The organism is Sphingobacterium alkalisoli (assembly GCF_005049105.1).
Taxonomy (GTDB): Bacteria; Bacteroidota; Bacteroidia; order Sphingobacteriales; family Sphingobacteriaceae; genus Sphingobacterium; species Sphingobacterium alkalisoli.
Map to the genome: position 1 here is coordinate 219,385 of NZ_SUKA01000006.1, position 21,313 is coordinate 240,697.

The window sequence follows — 21,313 nt, forward strand, 5'->3', positions numbered from 1 at the left end:
GGAGAAGCAAGTAGAATTTGAAACTGCATGTTTGAGCATGGAAACTTGCAGGTATAACTAACTTTGTCTAAGTTTGTTTATTGCCTTGATTATTAACGCGATGATGTATACCATAGCTAGATTAGTACTTTTTGTTCTACTTGTCTTTAACTGCACTACGATCCTAGCGGACGGTTCTAAAGATTTATATCCATCTGGGGTACGGGGAAGCAGAGCTTTTTTAAACTGTCTACCTGCTGGTTACACTTCTTTTTCTAATCTGGGTACCCATTTCGCTTTTGTAAAAAAAGGAGAGATCTTAGCGGTAGCTTCCAGTGCCCAAAATATTGGTAACGGAAGAATTCGGATAACATCACCTTCGGGTGTGATAACACTGACAGATAATACAGATGTGGGACGTATTCGGGTAACTGGCAATTACAGCGCGCGCGAAGCTGAACTGGCTGGACCGGGGATAGGATATACTCCTTTAGAGATTTCCGCCGATGAAGAGGGGATTTGGATGGTGGAATTTATACCTCCTATTGGTGAATTTGCTTCGCAAAATGTGTCAAATCCTCCACAGAACCCAGCGAATGGTGATTGGGATCAGCCCGATACAGGATATTTGATTGCTGCGTGGGATATTTCGGTGCGAGCAGGTTCACAGTGGATTGCAGGTAGGGTATATGCCACTGTACTTAACTTGTATCTGAATTACGAATCTTTAGACAATGAAGAAGGCGCTTTTTATGGCATGAACTACGTGTTGACCAAAGATGGGTATGTGTATCGGGTGGATGGAAATGGAAGTCATGGTATCCAGTTTTCGTATTTTGTAAATAATACCGGGTTTCTGGACTCGGATGGAAATTCAAGTTATAAAAGTTCCGATGAAGGTTATAACGCCTATATCCATAATCCTTTATTTGCGGACCTAGATAATACCTATATCACGCATAAGATGTTATATAGTATGCCCGATTCCAATTTACCACAAATGAGCTCGGGCATGATTCCGGGAGGATCAACGTGGCTGGTGAACCCGATTCAAGTGGCCGAAATCAAAAATATAAGTTTGGCAGGTAGCGAAGGAACTCCTAATTATATTAATTTAAAAGGTAGTAAAATCAGCTTTGAAACAAATTATGCCGGGAGGTATAAAATCACCATCAAATCAAAAGATTCCCTATATGCTTTTGAACAACGTGATATCCTGTTACAGGCAACAGTTGGTGTAAACGAATATATCTGGGATGGAAAGGATGGAGAAGGAATTCTTTTACCTGCAGGAAGGGACTATCTAATTGAGATATTAATAGGTTTGGTAGAAGGGGAAATACACTTTCCATACTTCGATATGGAGATCAATCCCAAAGGTATTTTTGTGCAACGAATTAATCCGGATGGTAATGTAAACGGTCCGGCCATTATGTATTGGGACGATAGTGCGATTTCTCCAGGACTGTGGGAAGAACAGTCAGATCCACTTGTAAACGTAGAAGGGATAAGTAGTTATGAAAATGGGCATAAGTGGGGGTCATACCGCCATTCTACCATAACGAACCAAAATGTGAATATTGTAAATAATGACTATGGAGCGGCTAGTTTTGGAAATAACAAAGGAATGGATACTTGGTCATATACTGTTCAGGTACAGGAAAGTGTGGTGAAAGAAGCAACGGTTGAAATTGCGGACCTTAAAATCGAATCCATCGAACCAAATAAAACGGAGATAGAATTAGATGAAGTTATTATCTATACCGTGGTGGTTAAGAATGAAGGGCCATCAGATGCGAATAATAGTGCGTTTTCTTTTAATTTGCCGGAAGGGTTCACGATCGATGGTGTCGATCATTCGAGTTCTTGCACAGGGGGTCACGTTAATGCATTGTATACGGTAGCAAATGTTATAGATGCAACAGTAAGTCTTCCTAATGGGTGCAGTTTGATTTTCTCAATACGGGCCCGAGCGAATAATGTGCCTGATGAAACCTTTGGAGTAGTAGATGCATTGGCCGGAATAGTTCGACCAAGAGATTTCACGGATCCAGATGCCACTTCTAGTGATACCGATGCCACCTCTCCTGGCACTGTAACAGAGGAATGTATGGATAACTGTAATAACATGATGTGGAATACTGAGGTGTTTTTGTTAGAACCTTACAATGAAAGAGGACAATTGCAGATTTTGAAAACGGTAAAGCATATCGATTCAGATCAATCTGGTTTTCAGGAAATAGGTGAAGAATTAGAATACACCTTTACCATTCGTAATTCAGGTATGGTGCCAATAACAGATATCTTTGTGCAGGATCCATTGCTGGGAAATACAAACCTAATACCTCCAACAACATTTCTAGCTTCACTGGAAGAAGTTTCCTTTGCGGTTCGGTATAAGATTACAGCCGACGATGTGGTAAAGCGTAAGGTGATCAATTCTGCCGTCGTGAAGGGTAAAAATCCGCGAAAATTTGATGTAATCGATGTGTCGGGTAGCTCTTTTGAAGATGATGAACCGACCGTCAGTGATATTGATACAAAGCCCACGTTAAAACTAAAAAAATCGGTTGTAAACCAAGGAACCGGTGAGAATAATCAATTTACGTTGGGTGATGAAATTAGGTATCATTTTGATATTGTACACTCGGGTGATTTGGCTGTCACGAATATACGGTTAGAGGATGAAAAGCTACAGGAGGCTGCCGTGCTACTTTCACCTTCTTTGTTGAAGAATGGAAACACTACCTATACCGGAGTTTATATAATTGATCAACTTGATATTGATCGAGGGTATGTGGAGAATACGGCTACGGTATTTGGAATGGATGAAAAGTACCAAAATGAAATTTCCGATGTTTCGGGCAACTCATTAGCAGACGATAATCCAACGGTAACGATTGTAGCGAATCCTCCGATAGCAACAGAAGATTCGATATCATTTTTTCAGGGAGGAAATGGATGGGTTAAAGTATTGGATAATGACGAGAAAGGATCTAGTACTATTGATATTAATTCATTGCGAATAGTAGAACAACCTGGTTTGGGTGAAATTTTTATGGAAGGAGACGTGATTTGGTACGAACCTTTTACTAATCTTGTCTATGGCGAAGATAGGTTTTCCTATTCATTCAAAGATAACAGTGGTCTTTGGAGTAATGTAGCCTCGGTAAAAGTCTTTATTCGGCAAACTGTTCCGGTGGCGCTGGACGATCGGGTGAAAATTGCGTATAATTATGAAGCGACAATTAGACCCTATACCAATGATTATGTTGAGGGAAGTATTTTGAACATTGAAACGGTTAATGTGCTATCATATCCTTCTTATGGAACGATTAAATTAGTAGGTAATGGGGATATTGTATACGTGCCGAATGATAATTTTACGGGAATTGATGAATGGACCTATCAGATCCAGGATAAAAACGAAAACTGGTCCAACCAGGCTAAAATAACGGTTGAAACCACAGGTTTCTTTTTACCGAATGTAATTACCCCTAACGGAGATGAGCGGAATGATACGTTTGTCGTTATTGGCGCATATCTGTTTGACAGGATAGAGTTGGAAATCATCGATCGATTTGGGAAATCTGTATATAAAAACTCCAATTATAAGAATGATTGGGACGCTTCAACTATTTCTGAAGGGACGTATTTTTATATTTTCAGCGGACATAAAATAAATGAAAAGTCTGTCTCTAGAAGGGGATCGGTACTCATCACGAGAAAAATAAATCACTAGTCTTATTATAAAAAAAGGAGCTAACACCGTAGCTCCTTTTTTTATAATCGGGGAAATAGGAATTATAATTTTCCGATTTCTTGAACTAAATCAATGATTTTATTTGAATAGCCCCATTCATTGTCATACCAAGATACGACTTTTACAAAGTGATCATTCAACGAAATACCAGCTTTCGCGTCAAAAATAGATGTGCGTGCATCTCCTAGGAAATCTGAAGAAACAACTTCATCTTCTGTATACCCTAAGATACCTTTTAAGTCACCTTCTGAAGCTTCTTTCATCGCAGCTTTAACATCTTCGTATGAAGCACTTTTGTCCAAACGAACGGTTAAGTCCACAACTGAAACGTCGGCAGTAGGTACGCGAAATGACATTCCAGTTAGTTTACCTTTTAATTCCGGTAATACCAGGCCTACGGCTTTAGCAGCTCCAGTTGAGGAAGGAATGATATTCTGATAAGCACCACGACCACCTCTCCAATCCTTTGCAGATGGGCCGTCTACCGTTTTCTGAGTTGCGGTAACTGCATGAACAGTAGTCATTAAACCTTCTACAATGCCAAATTTATCATTTAACACTTTTGCTATTGGTGCTAAACAGTTTGTAGTACATGAAGCATTTGATACGATATGTTGATCTGCTTTTAATTCTTTATGATTTACACCCATTACAAATGTCGGCGTGTCATCTTTTGCAGGAGCAGACATAACGACTTTCTTTGCGCCGGCATCAATGTGCTTTTGAGCGGTCTCTTGCGTTAAAAATAATCCTGTAGATTCGATGATTACTTCAGCACCAACCTCATTCCATTTCAAATTAGCGGGGTCTTTTTCCGCTGTTACACGTATTGTTTTTCCATTAACGACAAGATTGCCGTCTTTTACTTCTACAGTACCATCAAATTGACCGTGTGTCGAGTCATATTTTAACATGTAAGCCATGTAATCCGGCTCTACCAAGTCATTAATACCTACTACTTCGATATCAGCACGTTTTACTGCAGCTCTGAATGCTAGACGGCCAATGCGGCCAAATCCGTTAATTCCAATTTTCATTTTTATCAGTTTTTATTAATGTAATATTTTACTAAGTTTTGTATAGGATCCTTTAATATGGTTCCTATGTTTAAATCGTATTCCGTGCCTATTTCCCGTAGCCAATCCGAATAATTATTTGCGACTGAGCCCGTGAAGTGGATGAGCTGATCAGGGTATTGATCAGAAAGGGGAATGAGATAGGTCTTAACGAAAATCTCCAACCCCCTTTTTACGATTGAAGCAATGTACGGGTCTTTTTTGTTTTCCAGTATAAAATCAGCAAAAGAGGTAAGAAAGATATTTGGATTCGGACTGTTATAGACTTTTTCCAATATAGTTTTTCTATCTAGCGGATGTTTGATCAGTAATTTTTCTCGTATTCCATTCGGAAGAGAATCGGTAAGAAAGTCCTTGATTACTTGGCGTGCTAGCCAATTTGTCGATCCTTCGTCTGCCAAAATATAACCCAAGCCGTAATTGTTCTCTATGATTTTTTTGCCGTTATAGAAAGCCGCATTTGATCCACTGCCTATAATCCCTATGATCCCCTTCTCATCTCCGAAGGTAGAGAGGGCAGAAGCTGCTAAATCATGATTTACTTTTACCTTCGCATAGCTAAAAAAAGTTTCAAATATCTTTGCTGTTTTATCCTGACGATCCTTAGAAGATGCACCAGCACCAAAAAAGAATATTTTGCGAATTTTCTCAGCATTATAAAGTAACTGTGTATTCTTATTAAGAAGCTGATTTACGAAATTTTCATCTTGAATATAGGAGTTGATTCCTGCTGTTCGAAATCCATGGAGTACTCTACCTTTATCTATAAGTCTCCAATCTGCATATCGTGATCCTGTGAAAATAACTAAAATCATAGTGTTTACCTTTTACCTTAAAAAGACATTACTTTCGCAATTTCTAATAATTCTTCATTCAATTTGAATTCTCGATTATTTAAGGCCTGTTCTAATGGAGTGGTAATCATATCTATCCCTCTAATACCAACTGTAGCGCCCGAATTGCCTTTCAATAACTCTCTAACAGCGGTATAACCCATTCGCGTAGCTAACACACGATCAAAACTACTTGGTGATCCACCCCGTTGAAGATGCCCTAATATACTAACTTTTATGTCAAAATGATCAAATTTTTCTTGAACATGCTTTGCAACGTTATATACTCCGCCATTTTTGTCTCCTTCTGCAATAATGACAATCATGGAGCTTTTATTACGTACTTCCGCTTGTTCGAGCAGCTCGATAAGCTCAGCAATAGCAGTTTCTTTTTCAGGTAACAGTATAGCTTCCGCACCACCACCTACGCCCGCTTGCAAGGCAATACAGCCCGAATCTCGCCCCATTACTTCTACAAAAAAGACCCGGTTGTGCGAGGCTGCGGTATCTCGTATCTTATCTATGGCTTCAATTACGGTGTTGTTAGCCGTATCATACCCTAAGGTATAATCTGATCCGTATAGATCATTATCAATTGTTCCAGGTATACACATTACTGGGATATCATATTCCTGTGATAATATCTGTGCTCCAGTAAAGGTTCCGTCTCCCCCGATTGCGACTAAGGCGTCTATACCTTCTCTTTTTATATTTGCATAGGCTTTAGCTCTTCCTTCTTTGGTTTTGAAATCCAGACACCGGGCCGATTTTAGTATCGTTCCTCCTCTATTTATAATAGAACTTACAGCGTGACTAGTCATATCTGTAAACTCTGCGTCTATCATCCCTTGGTATCCATGATAAATGCCTGTTACTTTTTTGTTTTCGTATAACGCAGTTCGTACAACTGATCGGATAGCTGCATTCATTCCAGGCGCATCCCCTCCAGATGTAAAAACACCTATTCTATTAATTTCCTTCACTATAATTTAGTTTAGCTCATACGAATATAGTGTGTATTTTTTACACTATTAAATTTTTCTGCGATTTTTTTTGTTTATTATACATTTTTTAAGCAATATTGCCAGTGTTTCTATTTACTTATCGATTTATTAATACTTAATTTTTAAGGGTTTGTTATCACATTTTACAGTTGACTGCGTAATATATACCTTTCATGAAGCACAATTAAAAATATTGTTGACAGAAAGGAATGAATACCCTTATAAAGGGTGGTGGGCATTACCTGGATTTTTTGTTGAGAAGGACGAGGAAATGGAGGATGCTGTGAAGCGCATTTCTTACGAAAATACAGGACTTAAAGATATTTATTTAGAGCAATTGGCGGCATTTGCCGGCGTAAAAAGGCATCCCGAAGGACGAATCCTTACGGTCGCCTATGTTGCGTTGGTGCGTTATGAGAATGTGAAAAATAAAGTGAAGCCTGTTACATCTTATATGAAGCAAGCTAAATGGTATCCTATTAATCATTTACCGGATTTAGCCTTTGACCATCGAGAGATTATTGAACTAAGTGTAGAAAAATTAAAAAAACGTTTGTCCTACTCATTGGCTCCTTTTGAATTACTTCCCGAGAAATTTACGTTAACACAGCTGCAACAAGTTTATGAAGCGCTTCTAGGGGAGACGCTCGACAAACGCAATTTCAGAAAGAAAATGAATAATTTAGGTTATTTAAAGGAACTGGATGAATTTCAAACAGGCGTTTCTTACCGAGCCGCCCGGCTTTACAAATTAGATAGACGGAAGTTTCAAAAGCTTGTTGATTAAATTATTTTAGAAATAGGCTTCTTCTTATTGAAGCATTTCCATATCGTCTTTCGTTATATCACGCAAAGACTTGCATTGTCATTGCAATGTTTTTTTTAAAGCATCTTTCTTTATATTTATCATACATTTTATATTTTTGAACAATTTCTAGAAAAAGTCAGAAATAAAAAAGGAGAGATTGGTAAATGGATAATCGTAAAGAGGAGATTGTTGAGGCTGCGATAAAACGCTTTTCGCATTATGGTTTTAATAAGACCACCATGAATGAAATAGCGGAAGATTTGCGAATTACGAAGGCAAATTTGTATTACTACTATCCTGATAAAAACGCTTTAATTAAAGATGTTTTGTCCGCTATTGCGCAGGAAGCAAACCAATGTGAGTGTGCGATAATAGGTAAGTATGATAATAATTTACTGGAGACCTTGTTTGCTTTGTTGGAATTAAGGGCAAGTTATATTCGGAAGTATTATGTGTTGCACCTCAGTGAAAACTTAGAGTGGATAAAGGGGTTAGAGCTGACAGATGTTTTAATAGAATTCCACAAACGTGATATATCGAATATTAAAAATTTATTAACGAAAGCAATAGCCGCTGGAGAAGTAAAGATAATCGATGTTGAGTGTGCGAGTCTGTGTTTTGTGGAAATTGTGCGTGGATTGGGTATCATGCACAATATTGCGGATATCGTGACAGGACTCCCGAATGTAAATAAGGTGGATAAAATTTTAGTGAGCCAAAAAAAGGCTACGCAGTTTATATTTGAAGGAAAAATAGTTAGTTAGAATAATGAAAATGATAAAAACAATTACAGTGTTACTGTGCAGCATTTTTGCTGGTAATTATTTGTATGCGCAACAAGTTTTGACGCTCCAGGAGGTTGTCAAATTTGCGCTTGAAAATAAGGCGGAGGCTAAAAAATCCAGACTGGAACTGGAAAATGCACAATATCAAATTGACGAGGTACGAGCAGGTGCTTTACCGCAGATTACAGGGGCTGGAACTTTGACTTACAATCCGATGTTGCAACAAAGTGCTTTGCCTGGTGAGCTTTTAGGCCGTCCTGGGGAGACTATAATGGTTGCATTTGGACAAAAGTGGCAATCAAATGCGACATTAACAGTTAATCAGAAGATTTTTGACCAGTCACTTTTTACGGGGTTAAAGGCAGCTAGAACAACTAAAGAGTTTTATGTTATAAATAATCAGCTTACAGAAGAACAGTTGATCGAAAAAGTAGCTAATGCGTATTATGAGGTTTTTCAATCGACCTTGCAACTACAGACTATTCAAAATAATTTAGACAATACGACTAAAACGCATAAGGTAATCAGTGGGTTAGTAGAAGCAGGCTTAGCAAAAAAAATAGATTTGGACCGTATATCGGTTAATATAAATAATTTGGAAGCTCAAAAACAGCAGGTTATTAATAGCAATCAGTTAAGGGAAAATGCACTTAAGTTTGCGATCGGGATGGATATTTCACAAGATATTGAGTTGCCAAAAGAAACTTTTGATGTTAATTCAAAAATATTACAAACAGAATCTAATTTATCCAATCGTACAGAGGTATTACTACTTCAAAAGCAAACAGAATTACTTGATTTAAATAAAAAGTCGATTGTTGCCGGATATTATCCTTCTTTATCGTTTACTGGTAATCTTGGCTATTTGGGAATGGGGGACACCTTTCCTATATTTTCAAGTAACAGTGGTGTACAATGGGCAGGATTTTCTGGTTTGGGACTCAACCTTTCGATTCCAATCTTCAACGGTGGCGCTACAAAGTCGCGCGTAAATCAGGCTAACATTCAAATTAGACAATTGCAAGTTGACATGGAGGATACGAAACTAGGATTAAATCTAGCACACGAAAATGCAAAATCACAGATTAAAAATAGTTTATTGACCATCAATTCAAATAGATTAAATGTTAATTTAGCGAAGGAAGTTTTGGATAATACAGAGAACAACTATCGGAATGGGTTAGCGACCCTAACCGAATTATTGGATGCAGAAACTGCCTATGCCGAGGCACAAAATAATTTAAACACGTCGCTGTTAAATTATAAAGTTGCAGAAGTACAACTTATCAAATCAAACGGAAATTTAAAATCATTGGTAAGCGAGTAACCAACATTTAAAAAAGTACAATGCATTCATGAATGCGATTAAAATAGAAACTATCAAAGAATAATTATTTACATATGAAACGTGCAATTATTACTGTAATTATTATCGCTGCTGTGTTAGCAGGAATTTTTTACATATTGAATAAAAACAAAGCTAAAAATGAACAGGAAACACAAGAAGCAGCTGTTACAAATGCTACTGTCGCAGTACGTGTTGATACCGCGCGCAAGCAGTTGGTAGATTTAGCTTATTTAGCCAATGGAACTTTTATGCCTAAGCAGGAAGTAACTGTGTCTGCGGAAGCAGCAGGTCGGGTAGTACGTGTATTGGTGGACGAAGGTTCACGCGTAAGTGCAGGTCAGACCTTGGCTATTGTAGAGGGGGATAAATTAAATGTATCTGTAGCCAATGCACAGGCCGTCTTTAACAATGCACAAGCTGATGTGCAACGTTTTGAGAGCGCATATGCAACAGGCGGTGTGACCAAACAGCAATTGGATCAAACAAAACTGCAATTCGAAAATGCAAAAAATAATCTTCAATCTGCGAAATTGACCGCAGGGGATGTCACAATTAAAACTTCTGTTTCCGGTATTGTAAATTCCCGGAAGATTGAACCAGGAACTTATCTAAATGTAGGTGCTCCTGCATTCGATATCGTTAATGTAAGTACACTGAAATTACGTGTAAATGTCGACGAAAAGAATGTCGCAACGCTGAAAGTTGGACAGACTGTGGATGTGACTGCTAGCGTTTATTCTGATAAAAAATTTACAGGCAAAATTACATTTATCGCACCTAAATCAGATGGTGGCTTAAATTTTCCTGTCGAGATCGAAATTGCGAATAATGCCGACAACGATTTACGGGCGGGAATGTATGGCACAGCAAGCTTTGGAAGCAAAAACAGCGCAGATATTCTTGTAATACCTAGAACAGCATTTGTTGGTAGCGTAAGCGATAATAAAGTGTTTGTCGTTAAGGGTGATAAGGCTGTCGCTACAGAAGTGGTTTCGGGTCGTAATTTTGGAAATTTTATAGAGGTGATAAGCGGCGTCAATGATGGCGATCAAGTGATCGTATCGGGGCAGATTAACTTGTTTGATCAGACGCCTATTACCATTATTAAATAAATAATAAAGAACTAAAGCTGAGTACATGAAACCATCACGATTATTCAAATCACCCGCAGTGGGATGAATAATATGATAGCTTCATCCCTTTTCAAAAACAAATTATACAGATGAAAATTGCAGAAATATCAATAAAACGACCGAGTTTGATCATTGTGATGTTTATCATTTTGACACTTGGCGGTTTATTCTCTTACAGCCAGTTGGGATATGAGTTGATTCCCAAGTTTGATATCAACGTGATTACCATCCAGACGGTATATCCGGGAGCCTCACCTACAGAAATAGAGAATACGGTTACCAAGAAAATCGAAGATGCCGTCTCCTCTTTGGAGATGGTAAAGAAAATCGAATCGACCTCTTTAGAGAACGTGTCTATCGTTATGGTTACTCTTAATGATGGGGCAGATGTGAATTTCTTGTTGACGGATGCGCAACGTAAAATCAACTCTATTTCGAATGATTTACCAGACGATGTTGACCCTCCAACATTAAATAAGTTTTCGTTAGATGATATAGCGATTATGAGTTTAGCGGTAACGTCTAACTTGAGTGAAAAAGAACTATACGACCTATTGGATACGAAAATACAGCCTGTTTTTGCCCGTGTAAATGGGGTTGCTAAGGTTGATATGATCGGGGGAGAAGAACGGGAGATTCAGGTAAGGGTAGATCCTGAGCGGTTAGAAGGTTACGGATTATCCATTACCCAGATACAACAGGTAATCGCGTCATCCAATTTGGATTTCCCGACGGGAAGTGTGTCTTCCCGCGAAAAGCGCACGACTATTCGTCTGGCTGGTAAAGTGGAGTCCATTGATGAATTAAGGAATTTACCACTAACTACTTCTACAGGAGCAACTGTGTTTTTACGTGATGTAGCGGATATACAAGATGGTATTGCTGATATTGAAAAAATTGCACGTTTAGATCGCCAAAACACGATACTATTACAGGTGTTTAAGCAATCCGATGCCAATGCCGTGGCGGTTTCTGAATCAGTAAAAAACACAATTTCAGAAGTAGAAAACGATTACAAGGATAATAATATCAAAGTTTTGGTAGCAAATGATTCAAGTGAATACACCTTGAATGCGGCTAACCATGTGATGAAAGATTTGGTACTAGCCATCGTTCTTGTAGGCTTTATCATGCTTTTCTTTCTCCATAGCTTACGCAATGCAGCGTTTACGATGGTAGCAATACCGTTGTCATTGATTGCAACTTTTATCGGAATGTTTTTGATGGGCTATACGCTCAACTTGATGTCTTTGCTAGGGCTTTCCCTAGTAGTAGGTATTTTGGTGGATGATGCCATTGTGGTTATTGAGAATATACATAGACACATGGAAATGGGCAAGAATAGGGTGCGTGCGGCTTATGACGGCGCTAAAGAGATCGGTTTTACAGTCTCTGCCATTACCTTAGTTATTGTGGTCGTATTCTTACCAATTGCCATGTCAACGGGGTTGGTAGCTAATATCTTGGCTCAATTCTGTGTGACAGTTATTATTTCAACGTTGTTGTCGTTATTGGTTTCTTTTACTGTTGTTCCCTGGTTGTATTCTCGGTTTGGAAGGTTAGAACATGTTAATCCTAAGTCTTTCTTTGGTGGAATAATTGTAAGCTTTGAAAGAGGACTAACGAAATTTACCAATTGGGTATCTAATGTTCTGAAATGGTCTCTCCGCACGAGAGTGAACAAGGTATTAACCCTTCTTTTGGCGGTTGTTTTATTCTTTGGTTCCATTATGTTAGTTGGAATGGGGTATATTGGATCTGACTTCTTTCCGGCGAATGATAAAGGCGAATTTCTCGTGCAGTTTGAGTTAGAAAAAGATGCCTCTTTAGAAACGACAAATTTACTAACCCAGCGGGCAGAACATTTTATTGCAGCTAAGCCGGAGATCAAACGTTTAATTACCTCGGTAGGACAGTCCAGCGACGGTGGTTTTTCGGGAATAGCAGGTTCTCGGTATAAATCCGAAATTCACGTGATTATGAAGGATGAATACATTGGAATAGAAAATTCGAAAGTGTATTCCGCAAAATTGAAGCGTGAGTTAGAAAATGAACTGATCGGAGCGAAAGTCAAAACGGTGAATATGGGATTAATGGGAGCGGAGGAGGCTCCGATAAAACTGACCATTATCGGGGCGTCGCCGGAGGATGCATTGGAATTTGCAAACAAAGCATTGGATCTACTAAGAGATGTACCAGGTTCTTCTCAACTGAAATTGTCTTCGGAAGATGGTAACCCGGAAATTAATGTGAAAGTAGACCGCGAGAAGATGACTTCCTTAGGCCTGAATGTGGCGACCGTAGGTATGACGATGCAGACTGCTTTTTCGGGAAATACAGATAATAAATTCCGTGCAGGAGATAACGAGTATGATATCAATATTCAATTTGATGATAAAGGTCGTACAGGGATAGATGATGTGCGGGCGCTTAAATTTGTTAACAATCAAGGTGCCACCATTTCATTGGAACAATTTGCGGAGGTAGGTTATGGATCAGGTCCTTCTTTATTGGAGCGTCGTGACAAATCGCCAGCTGTATCTGTACAGGGCCAAGTGATTGGTCGTCCTGCGGGTACTGTAGCGCAGGAATGGGAAGAAAAGTTCAAGGAGTTAGAACGTAAGCCCGGCGTTTCGTATGTATGGGGAGGTAATATGGAAAATCAATCTGAAGGATTTGGTACGTTGGGTATTGCCCTATTGGCGTCCATTATTTTGGTGTACTTGGTTATGGTATCTTTATATGATAACTTTGTAACTCCATTTGTCGTATTATTCTCCATACCATTGTCTTTTATCGGAGCTTTATTGTTGTTGGCATTGACGAATCAGTCGTTGAACATCTTTACTATATTGGGTATCATCATGTTGATTGGTTTGGTGGCGAAGAATGCGATTTTACTGGTCGATTTCGCTAACCACAGAAAAGATGCTGGTGATAATACACATGATGCGTTAGTCGCTGCTAACCATGCTCGTCTTCGTCCAATCTTAATGACAACCATCGCCATGGTATTCGGGATGATTCCTATTGCAATGGCTACAGGTGGTATCGCAGATACAAACAGAGGTCTGGCTATTGTTATTATCGGTGGACTGTTGTCCTCGTTATTACTGACACTCGTTGTTGTCCCTGTCGTATATTCTATTTTTGACAGTTTGGGAAGACGCTTTGGAAAGAAAGAAAAAACGAACTATGAAGAACTTATAGTTGCCGATTACGAAGAAAATAAAGACTACGTAGATGAAATGGCGGTGAAGCATTAATCGTTATTAAATCATAAAACAAAAAATCCCGGGACGATAGTCCCGGGATTTTTTGTTACAAAAAAACGCGTCAATTGCGAGAAAGAATGACGACCGCCGAAGGCAGGTGCGAAGTAAACCAATCTTTTAAGATCGCATCATCTTCATACCTCAGGTCAGCGATGACGGTCTCGGTTCGACGATGTTGTATTTTTGAGACACTCTCATATTGCGTCTTACTTGCCCTGATTTTCAATCCATTTTCTGGCATTAACAAACGCCTCTAACCAAGGAGTGACTTCATCTTGTCGGCCTTGTGGATAGTTAGCCCAGTTCCACTGAAATGTAGAACGTTCGATGTGCGGCATTGTTACTAAGTGACGGCCTGTAGCATCGCATAGCATCGCTGTGTTGTAATCTGAACCATTCGGATTGTGTGGATACTGATCGTATGCGTATTTCGCTACGATATGGTATTGTGATTCTTCTTTGGGTAGGTTAAATTTTCCTTCACCGTGCGAAATCCAAACACCAAGCGTGGTGCCAGCTAGCGTGGATAGCATAACCGAATTATTCTCTTGAATCGTAACGGAAGAGAAGCTTGATTCATGTTTTTGAGAAGTATTGTGGTGCATTTTTCCGTGTACATCGTGTTCAGGATTGATCAACTCCAATTCCATGAATAACTGACATCCGTTACATATTCCTACAGAAAGTGTATCTGGGCGTTTGAAGAATTTATCCAATGCCATTTTTGCTTTGTCGTTGTATAGGAAAGCCCCAGCCCAGCCTTTTGCCGAGCCCAATACATCGGAATTTGAGAAGCCTCCCACAGCTCCGATAAATTGGATATCTTCTAATGTCTCACGACCAGAAATTAAATCTGTCATATGCACATCTTTCACATCAAATCCTGCTAAGAACATCGCATTTGCCATTTCGCGTTCGGAGTTTGACCCTTTTTCTCTGATAATCGCCGCCTTTGGACGAGATTTAGAGGTGTCCACAACGGGCTTTTTACCTGTGAAGTGACTAGGAAAAGCATATTTTAGTGGCTGATTTTTGTAATTGTTGTAACGCTCCGCGGCCATTCCATTCTTAGATTGCTTTTGATCCAAGAGAAAGGATGTTTTGCCCCAAATATCACGTGTTTCAGCGACATTGAACGTAAAGCTATCTGTGTTGTTTTTCAAGGTGACGTCTTTACCTTCAATTACTTGGCCGATTTTTAATGCCTCTACTCCGGCTTCTTTCACTATTTTCTCGAAGACACTATCTTCTTTCGCCTGTAATACAACTGCGATATTCTCGTTGAATAAGGCCTTTACCGAGTCGGTTTCATTCAATCCCGATAGATCGTAATGGGCTGCTAAATCCACATCAGCAAAAGTCATTTCCAACAAGGTGGTAATAAGACCTCCTGAACCGACATCGTGACCAGCTTCGACTAACCCTGTATTCACCAATTGTTGTATGGTATTGAACGCATTTTTGAAATAGGCGCTGTCCTGAATCGTGGGCACTTCTTTTCCGATCTTATTTAAGATTTGGGCAAAGGACGATCCACCTAATTTAAAGCTATCTTGCGATAGGTTGATGTAGTAGATCGAGCCTGCATTTTTATTCAGAACTGGCTCTATTACTTTATTAATATCTGTACAGTTTCCTGCCGCAGAGATGATCAATGTTCCTGGAGCGATCACATGTTCGCCGTTGGGGTACTTTTGCTTCATCGAAAGTGAATCTTTTCCCGTCGGGATATTGATCCCCAATTCAATAGCAAAATCCGAACATGCTTCGACAGCTTTGTAAAGACGAGCATCTTCGCCTTCATTATTACATGCCCACATCCAGTTGGCCGAAAGTGACACACCAGCTAAACCATTTTTGATAGGAGCGAAGACTAAGTTTGACAACGCTTCTGCAATAGCAGTTCTACTTGCCGCGGCAGGATCAACGATAGCCGCCACAGGGGAGTGTCCCACGGTTGTCGCGATACCTTCTTTACCTTTAAAATCCAGCGCCATGACACCAACGTTGTTTAACGGCAATTGCAGTGGACCAGCGCATTGTTGTTTTGCGACACGACCACCTACGCAACGGTCTACCTTATTTGTCAACCAATCTTTGGATGCAACGGCTTCCAGTTGTAGAACTTGCTTTAAGTAAGTCGGGATTTGATCTTTAGTATATTCAATATCGGCATAATTTCTGACGATGGTGTTATCTTTCATATACGTTTTTGGAGAAGATCCGAAGAAGTCTTCTAACGCATAGTCCATGGGCTTTTCACCGGTAGTTTTAGATTCGAAGGTGAAGCGGTGGTCGCCTGTCACGTCCCCGACGGTGTACATCGGTGCACGTTCACGGTCAGCTACGCGTTTTAAGACCTCGATGTCTTTATTGGCGATAACTAATCCCATTCGTTCTTGAGATTCATTACCGATAATTTCCTTCGCAGATAGGGTAGGGTCACCAACAGGTAGCGTATCCAGATCGATCAATCCTCCGGTATCTTCTACTAATTCAGAAAGACAGTTTAAGTGGCCACCGGCACCGTGATCGTGTATCGATACAATCGGATTGCTATCGGATTCTACCATACCACGTACGGCATTAGCTGCACGTTTTTGCATTTCTGGGTTAGAACGTTGGATGGCATTTAATTCGATGCCTGATCCGAAAGCGCCAGTGTCGGCTGAGGATACAGCAGCTCCACCCATACCGATGCGGTAGTTCTCTCCACCCAGAATAACGATTTTATCGCCTGTTTGAGGTGTGTGTTTCTTTGCTTGATCTAGTTTGCCGTAGCCTACACCACCCGCTTGCATAATGACTTTGTCGTATCCTAATTTACGCGTACCCTCTTCATGCTCGAAGGTTAAGACAGAACCTGTAATTAAAGGTTGACCAAATTTATTGCCAAAATCTGAAGCACCATTTGAAGCTTTAATTAAAATGTCCATCGGCGTTTGGTACAACCAATCGCGCTCTGCCATTCCGTTTTCCCATGGACGGCTCTGTGCATCGTCGAATGGATCTTTCAATCGGGAATACGACGTCATATAGATAGCTGTACCCGCCAACGGCAAGGCACCTTGGCCACCCGCTAGGCGGTCGCGAATTTCTCCTCCTGAACCGGTAGCTGCACCCGAAAAGGGTTCAACGGTCGTCGGAAAGTTGTGCGTTTCGGCTTTTACGGACAGAACAGAGTCGAATGTTTTTTCTTCATAAAAATCGGGTTTGTCAGCCGATTTCGGTGCGAATTGAACAACGCGTGGACCTTTTACAAAAGCAACATTGTCTTTATAAGCCGAAATAATATCATTGGGGTTGGTTTCTGAAGTTTTTTTAATGAGTTTGAACAAGGAAGAAGTTTGTTCTTCGCCATCGATGATAAATGTCCCATTAAATATTTTGTGGCGGCAATGCTCCGAATTAGCTTGCGAGAACGCGAAAACCTCAGAATCCGTCAGCTTTCGGCCTAGCTTAGTTGATAAGTTATCCAAATACTGGACCTCTTCCAGGTTCAGCGCCAAACCTTCCTGTTTATTGTACATCTCGATATCTTCGATCTCCAAAACAGGTTCTGGATTAATATCAATGGTATACATATCTTGTGTTAAAGCGGCGTACTTCTGTGAAATCATAGGGTCGAATTCGTTATAGTTTTCATCCACTTTGTGGAATTCTTCAATTCGGATTAAACCCTGAATTCCCATATTCTGCGTTATTTCAACAGCATTCGTGCTCCATGGGGTGATCATTGCAGCACGAGGACCTATGTAGTGATGGTTTAACGTTTGGTCGTCAAGTTTTTGTGCATTTCCAAAAAGCCAATTGAGTTTATTAATGTCTTCTTGTGATAAAGAGTTTACGCTTTGAACACCATATACGGTGCTCGATGGGTTCTCAAAGAATTGAATCATTATTTTCGTGTGTTTTGAACGTTCTTCAAATTAAAGTACAAATTTACGGAATATTTTGTATATAATATTCATGGATGCAAAAAGGTAGTCACATAGATGAAAAGTAATAGCTATGGTTATCCGATTAGGCGAATCTACTTTTTTTGCGCTGAACAATAGATCCCTTTTATACCTTTTATTAGATTTTTTTGCTCGCTGACAAAATCCTATCTTTGTTCCTTTAAAAAACAATAGATAATGAATATTTCTTATAATTGGCTTAAGAATTACGTAAATATAGATAAGACACCGCAGGAGCTCTCTTTGATTTTGACGGATATCGGGCTAGAGGTGGAAGCAGTCGAAACTATACAATCTATTCCAGGAGGTTTGGACGGATTGGTTGTAGGAGAAGTGATGACGTGCGAACAGCATCCCAATGCGGACAAGTTAAAGGTCACTACCGTAAATGTAGGTGGTTCGGAATTATTGCATATCGTATGTGGAGCTCCAAATGTAAGGGTAGGGCTTAGGGTGATCGTAGCGCAAGTAGGTGCCACCTGTCATCCTACAATTGGAGAATCCTTTAAGATAACAAAATCAAAAATCAGAGGAGAGGTGTCGGAAGGGATGCTTTGTGGTGAAGATGAAATAGGTTTGGGGTCCTCACATGCCGGTATTGTAGAACTGGATGCAGATGCACAGATAGGTTCTTTGGTAAAAGATTATTATCACATTCAAGACGACTATAGGTTTGAAATCGGTCTTACACCCAATCGTGCAGATGCGGCTTCGCATTTAGGGGTGGCCCGTGATTTGGCGGCGTATTTTCGAAGTACATATACACTGCCTGATGTAAGTGCATTCAAGGAAAAAGAAAATCCAGATGCCACGGTAGTTGTCGTAGCAGATAGCGCAGCATGCCCGCGCTATTCGGGTATAAATATCTCTGGCGTAACAGTAGGTGAATCCCCTGAATGGCTAAAAGAGAAGTTAAACGTGATAGGCATCCGTTCGATCAATAATATTGTGGATGTTACCAATTATGTGTTGCACGATTTGGGACAACCGCTACATGCATTTGATAAAGATAAAATAGGTGGTAATAAAGTCGTTGTCCGATTAGCACACGAAGGCGAACTGTTCACGACGTTGGACGGCGTAGAACGTAAGTTGTCTTCGGAGGATCTAGTAATAGCGGATACACAGAAAGCCATGTGCCTGGCAGGGGTTTTTGGTGGAGCACATTCTGGAGTAACTGAAGACACAACTGATATCTTCTTGGAATCGGCCTATTTTAATTCCGTATCCATCCGCAAGACAGCAAAACGCCATAGTTTAAAAACGGACTCCTCATTCCGATACGAACGTGGTACAGATCCGAATATAACGGTATATGCGCTTCAGCGTGCTGCTTTATTAATACAGGAAGTTGCTGGCGGACAGATTGACGCCCCAGTTACGGATATTTATCTATCTAAGGTTGATGCATTCTCTTTTGAGGTAAACTACAAAAATGTACAACGCTTGATCGGTAAGGATATTCCCACCAAGGAAATTAAGGAGATTATATTGGCATTAGGCATCGATATTTCTAAAGAAAGTGACAATACCTTCACGGTGCACGTGCCAGCCTATAAAGTGGACGTAACTCGCGAGGTAGATGTAATTGAGGAGGTATTGCGCATTTATGGCTACAATAACATTGAGTTGAAATCGCAGATTAAGGCTTCATTGAATACTTCCGAAAAGCCGGATAAAGAGGTCGTCTTGAATCAGGTTGCCGATCTATTGATCGCAAACGGTTATCAAGAGATCCTGTCCAACTCATTGACTAAAGGAGCGTATTCGGATGACGAGCACTCGGCTGTGAAACTGCTTAATCCTTTGAGTACAGACTTAGATACCATGCGTCAGAATATGATTTTTTCCGTTTTAACGGCGGTAGAATACAACCAGAAACGCAAATCTGTCGATGTTAAGTTCTTTGAATACGGAAAGACCTACCATCTGTTGGAAGAAGGGTATAAAGAAAAGCAGCATATGGTGCTGGGGATCGCTGGTAAAAAATCACTTGAGCAGTGGAACAATGACACAAAAGTTAACAATTTCTATAATCTGAAAGCGGCAGTAGACATTATTTTGAAGCGATTGAAAATAGAGAATCTTCAACCTGTAGAAACGGTCAATCCCCATTTAGCTTACGGACTAGATTATTTAAAGGGACAAAAAGTACTGGTATCATTCGGAGCTGTTTCGGTACAAACGTTGAATAAAGTTGATGTTGATGGTGCTGTTTTCTTTGCGGATTTTGATTGGGATCTAGTTATGAAGACTATTCGCAAAAATACAATTACGTATAGAGAAGTTTCTAAATTTCCAACCGTACGAAGGGACCTAGCACTATTGGTAAATGAAGAGGTCACTTTCGAGCAGCTTAAAAGTATTGCTGTTAAATCGGAACGCAAACTTTTGAAGGAAGTAAACATATTTGATGTGTATAAGGGAGAGAAATTGCCAGAAGGCAAAAAGTCTTACGCACTGAGTTTTACCATTCAGGATGAAGAAAAAACGCTTAATGACAAACAAATTGATAGTATAATTAAAAAATTAATTCTTAACTTTGAGAAAGAGACTGGCGCAGTAGTGCGTTAGTCGGAAGATATAAATAGTAATTGCGAAGTAATATATGGCGTCATTATCATCACAAATGAATGTTATCGTTGAGAAAACGAAAAATTTAATTCAGTTGTGCGAAGCCTTACAAGAGGAGAATGACCTACTAAAATTAGAGCTTCAATCTGTTCAAGTCGCTTTTGAGACGAGTTCAGGTAAAGTTCAACAGCTTGAGGAAAAGCTAAAAGTGATGACGGTAGCAAAATCCTTGGATGAGTCTGATGTAGATAAAGATGCTGTAAATGAAAAAATACTTGACACAAAGCAAAAAATTAACGATTTTGTGCGAGAAATAGACAAATGTATAAACTTACTGAAATAGTGGGATAGGTAAGATGACTAAGGGTAGAGGTTTATTACGTTATTAAGCTCAAGAAAATGGGAGATATTTCCATAAAAATAAATATCGCAGATCGCGTGTATCCGTTGCGTGTAGAAACAGATGAGGAAGAGGTGATACGACACGCTGCGAAATTGATAAATGAAAAAATTAAGGAATTGCAAGACAATTATGCAGTTCGTGATAAGCAGGATTTGCTGTCTATGTGTGTATTACAATATGCTACAGGTATGATTAAAGCCGAGCGTAATTCACAGAATCAAGACATAGGCTTAGAGCAAACAGTTCATGAATTGGATAATTTATTGACAGATTTCTTTAAAAAATAAGATCGTTCTTTATAAGAGCTGTTTAACGACGAATTTGCCGCAATTAAATTCGGGTTGTCACTATTTTAAACTTAACGCTTCAATAT

13 protein-coding genes are annotated in these 21,313 nt (G+C 39.7%); 9 read left to right on the forward strand and 4 right to left on the reverse strand.

Going from position 1 to position 21,313, the window contains the following annotated elements:
• Positions 1-100: 100 nt before the first annotated feature.
• Positions 101-3,721: a DUF7507 domain-containing protein gene (locus tag FAZ19_RS18300; protein ID WP_136822202.1), complete on the forward strand. Its 3,621-nt coding sequence runs from the start codon at positions 101-103 to the stop codon at positions 3,719-3,721.
• A gap of 62 nt (positions 3,722-3,783) precedes the next feature.
• Here FAZ19_RS18300 and gap read toward each other — a convergent pair whose 3' ends face one another.
• The 3 genes from gap to pfkA are packed head-to-tail and all read right to left on the reverse strand — an operon-like array spanning position 3,784 to position 6,634.
• Positions 3,784-4,779, reverse strand: a complete 996-nt coding sequence (gap, locus tag FAZ19_RS18305) for a type I glyceraldehyde-3-phosphate dehydrogenase (protein WP_136822203.1) — start codon at positions 4,777-4,779, stop codon at positions 3,784-3,786.
• Between the two features lie 5 nt (positions 4,780-4,784).
• Positions 4,785-5,633, reverse strand: coding sequence for a hypothetical protein (locus FAZ19_RS18310; protein ID WP_136822204.1), 849 nt, complete (start codon positions 5,631-5,633; stop codon positions 4,785-4,787).
• Between the two features lie 17 nt (positions 5,634-5,650).
• Positions 5,651-6,634 (reverse strand): 6-phosphofructokinase, encoded by a 984-nt coding sequence (gene pfkA, locus FAZ19_RS18315; RefSeq protein ID WP_136822205.1) that lies wholly within the window; start codon positions 6,632-6,634, stop codon positions 5,651-5,653.
• Between the two features lie 151 nt (positions 6,635-6,785).
• On the opposite strand from pfkA, the gene FAZ19_RS18320 reads away from it, so the two are divergent.
• From FAZ19_RS18320 to FAZ19_RS18340, 5 genes are all read left to right on the forward strand, one after another.
• Positions 6,786-7,442, forward strand: coding sequence for an NUDIX hydrolase (locus FAZ19_RS18320; protein ID WP_136822206.1), 657 nt, complete (start codon positions 6,786-6,788; stop codon positions 7,440-7,442).
• A gap of 185 nt (positions 7,443-7,627) precedes the next feature.
• The gene (locus FAZ19_RS18325) at positions 7,628-8,227 is read left to right on the forward strand and encodes a TetR/AcrR family transcriptional regulator (RefSeq protein WP_136822207.1); all 600 of its coding nucleotides are present in this window, start codon (positions 7,628-7,630) and stop codon (positions 8,225-8,227) included.
• A gap of 10 nt (positions 8,228-8,237) precedes the next feature.
• Positions 8,238-9,575, forward strand: a complete 1,338-nt coding sequence (locus FAZ19_RS18330) for a TolC family protein (protein WP_136822208.1) — start codon at positions 8,238-8,240, stop codon at positions 9,573-9,575.
• Positions 9,576-9,649: 74 nt separating this feature from the next.
• On the forward strand, positions 9,650-10,708 hold the full coding sequence (locus tag FAZ19_RS18335) for an efflux RND transporter periplasmic adaptor subunit (RefSeq protein ID WP_136822209.1): 1,059 nt from the start codon (positions 9,650-9,652) through the stop codon (positions 10,706-10,708).
• Positions 10,709-10,818: 110 nt separating this feature from the next.
• Complete coding sequence (locus tag FAZ19_RS18340; RefSeq protein WP_136822210.1) at positions 10,819-13,995, forward strand: efflux RND transporter permease subunit; 3,177 nt, start codon at positions 10,819-10,821, stop codon at positions 13,993-13,995.
• 215 nt (positions 13,996-14,210) lie between these two features.
• On the opposite strand, the gene purL is transcribed toward FAZ19_RS18340, so the two are convergent.
• Positions 14,211-17,903, reverse strand: coding sequence for a phosphoribosylformylglycinamidine synthase (gene purL / locus FAZ19_RS18345; protein WP_136822211.1), 3,693 nt, complete (start codon positions 17,901-17,903; stop codon positions 14,211-14,213).
• A 237-nt stretch (positions 17,904-18,140) separates the two neighbouring features.
• On the opposite strand from purL, the gene pheT reads away from it, so the two are divergent.
• The 3 genes from pheT to FAZ19_RS18360 are packed head-to-tail and all read left to right on the forward strand — an operon-like array spanning position 18,141 to position 21,227.
• Complete coding sequence (gene pheT, locus FAZ19_RS18350) at positions 18,141-20,537, forward strand: phenylalanine--tRNA ligase subunit beta (protein WP_136822212.1); 2,397 nt, start codon at positions 18,141-18,143, stop codon at positions 20,535-20,537.
• 34 nt (positions 20,538-20,571) lie between these two features.
• Positions 20,572-20,880 (forward strand): hypothetical protein, encoded by a 309-nt coding sequence (locus tag FAZ19_RS18355; protein ID WP_136822213.1) that lies wholly within the window; start codon positions 20,572-20,574, stop codon positions 20,878-20,880.
• 56 nt (positions 20,881-20,936) lie between these two features.
• On the forward strand, positions 20,937-21,227 hold the full coding sequence (locus FAZ19_RS18360; RefSeq protein WP_136822214.1) for a cell division protein ZapA: 291 nt from the start codon (positions 20,937-20,939) through the stop codon (positions 21,225-21,227).
• Positions 21,228-21,313 lie beyond the last annotated feature (86 nt).